This is a genomic window from Acinetobacter sp. 228, from assembly GCF_048147885.1.
In genome coordinates this window covers 1-2,399 of the sequence record NZ_JAYWYV010000059.1, presented here as the reverse complement: position 1 = coordinate 2,399, position 2,399 = coordinate 1, and the positions used below count along the sequence as shown (strand labels likewise).

General features: G+C 39.1%; 3 protein-coding genes. 1 reads left to right on the top strand and 2 read right to left on the bottom strand.

Annotation, left to right across the window (positions count from 1 at the left end; translation table 11 throughout):
* The coding region (locus VXQ92_RS15740) for a 50S ribosomal protein L19 (RefSeq protein ID WP_416682433.1) at positions 1-83 on the top strand (83 nt) is incomplete at its 5' end.
* 53 nt (positions 84-136) lie between these two features.
* Here VXQ92_RS15740 and VXQ92_RS15735 read toward each other — a convergent pair.
* Together VXQ92_RS15735 and VXQ92_RS15730 are read right to left on the bottom strand one after the other, a co-directional pair.
* Complete coding sequence (locus tag VXQ92_RS15735; protein WP_136512430.1) at positions 137-1,078, bottom strand: lipase family alpha/beta hydrolase; 942 nt, start codon at positions 1,076-1,078, stop codon at positions 137-139.
* 114 nt (positions 1,079-1,192) lie between these two features.
* Entirely contained in the window at positions 1,193-2,227 is a 1,035-nt protein-coding gene (locus tag VXQ92_RS15730) for a lipase secretion chaperone (protein ID WP_416682431.1), read from the bottom strand.
* Positions 2,228-2,399 lie beyond the last annotated feature (172 nt).

The window sequence follows — 2,399 nt, the reverse complement described above, 5'->3', positions numbered from 1 at the left end:
GTCGTGCTAAACTTTACTACCTCCGTGACTTGTCTGGTAAAGCTGCACGTATTCGTGAAAAATTACCAGCTCGTAAAGCGTAAGCTTATAGCGAGTAAAAAATGCGCCTTTTGGCGCATTTTTTTTGTTTTAAAGCTTATAATCCTTGAAGTTTTAAACGGTTAGCATGTTGACGGTAAACCGAGACAGGGTCTGCTGCAAAAATAGAACGTATTCCCATGATCTGATTGACTTCATCTAAATGATTCCAGTTATAGTCGTCACGAATAGTTTTACCAAATTTGGCACTGCATCGAGAAACCAGCCCATCATTATCCCCAAATGGGTCAACCACTAGACTACTTCCTGTCAATGCTATATCAAATGGATCTAATGGGTTTGTCAGCGCTTTATTACCAGAGAATGAATACATATAAATGCCTTTCTCCTGATAAGCACCCTCACCACAAGACGTGGTAGGAACACCCATTGGAAACTGGGCATTAAACTGTGCAGAGCCTTGAGTCGATAAACTGTGGGCACCTGCTAGGGAGTCATGCGGATAACTATTTGGGTCTAGACCTCCTGCCCAAGTAATTGCTGCGGAAAACCAGTTTACTAATGTTGCCAACCCAGATAGAGGAGTACCCTCAACATTCAGGATGACATCTGCCATTGGTGATCCTTTGTGAGGTGCACCAATAGTAGTAAGCGAAGCGACTTTTTCAGGTATGATCCCAGCGACATAGCGAATTGTTGGTCCCCCGTGGCTATGTCCGATCAAGTTGACTTTAGGCTTTCCGGTGATGGCAATAATTTCTTCTACTTGTTGGGCAAGTTGTTCTCCACGAACTTCAGTTGAGTTAAACGGAGAAACTCTTGTTGCCCAGACATTTCCTCCGTTACGTGCAAGATCAGGAAGAATCTGATACCAGTAGTCCAGACCAAGCGTATCTGTTCCAACTCGATTAAAACCCGCCATACCATGGTTAAAAACCAATGGATATTTGGTTTGTGCATAAGTCGAATAGACGAATGAGCTTTTGACTTGCTCGGCATTTGTGGCATGGGTTGCTGAAACACTCAGTCCTGAGAGTATTGCAGCACAGAAAAATATTAAGTTCCTTTTCATTTTTTACTCACTATTTTTATTTTGTATGAGAAGCAGCTTCTACTGCTGGATAAGGTTTGGCTCACTTTGAAATAGAAAAGCCTAGTAGTTAAAGGGTAGTTCACCTCCTTGATCATGGACTGTTTCAAAAGTTCTAAGACGAAGATGTTCTTGCGATGAGCTAAATTGTTGTTGGCGTAGTTGTTGAATAGCTTGTTTTTTAGCGCTGTCACTCATATTGCTATGTAGGACTTCATCACGTTGATTTAAGTAGCCAGTTACTCGCTGTTGCCACGCATTACGCTGTATATCTAAAGTTTCTAATCGTTGAGTTGCCTCAGCTCCAACAAGTGCTGTACGCATTTGCCGAAGTTCCTCTGCTGAACCATTGCGAGCTTTAATTTGTTTGGTCAGTGTGTGTAAATCATCAAGCTTTGAAAGTTCTTGTAGGTTTTCTTGCCAGTCTTCTGGTAATTGTTCAAAGCGCTCTTTAAGTTTTTTAGCTTTTTCAATTTCGCTTAAAGATGAATCTTCTAAAATCTTCATGCGATCTAATGTGTAGTTCTGATAAATATCTTCTGTTGAAAATAACCCTTCAATTTCAGAGGCAGAGAAGAAACGTTTTCTTATATCTTGAATTGAACTGAAGATCTTTTGAAAATAATTTTGATCTTGTTGTTTAGATTGAGGCGGTTGAATTTGTGCAAGCTGCTCACGGTATTTTAAATAACGCGTCCACAAATCAATAATCTGTGAGCGGGCTGGCTCTAAATATTGATCTTGTATAAATTTCTCAAAATGAGTTTTAACTTGTTGTAAATTGCTCTCGCCATACTGCGTAATAAAATATTCAAAGCAGTCACGGGTTTGGCTATTCACAACTAAATGCTGTGAACTATCAATTTTTAATTGGCAGTTAACTTGAGTATCTTGCTGACTTTTACTCAAATAAGTATTTTCGTTTAATGGTGAATTTAAAGTAGATTGCGAAGTAGCTACCAAACTTTTAGCTTCATCCTTATTTGGCTGAGGTGAAGTATTTTCCGAGTCTGGGCTTAGCCAATACACACATGCGATGAGGCTCAAAATAAAAAATCCGAGCACACACCACCATATCGTTTTCTGCATCCTTTGCATAAAGATATCTTCCTTAAGTTTTCATTTGTTGTTTTTTTACTCGATCATTAATGTGCCATAAAATAAGTGAAAAGGCACCTAAATATTATGAAAATATCTTGCTGAATTTGCTAACATGTCGGCACTTTTCTCTAGCTTTGTGTTCCAGTAAAAATGACGACAAAAAATCAAA

Excerpts from the sequence above, each read along its gene's own strand:
- VXQ92_RS15730 (WP_416682431.1), bottom strand. The coding sequence starts at position 2,227 with ATGCAAAGGATGCAGAAAACGATATGGTGGTGTGTGCTCGGATTTTTT.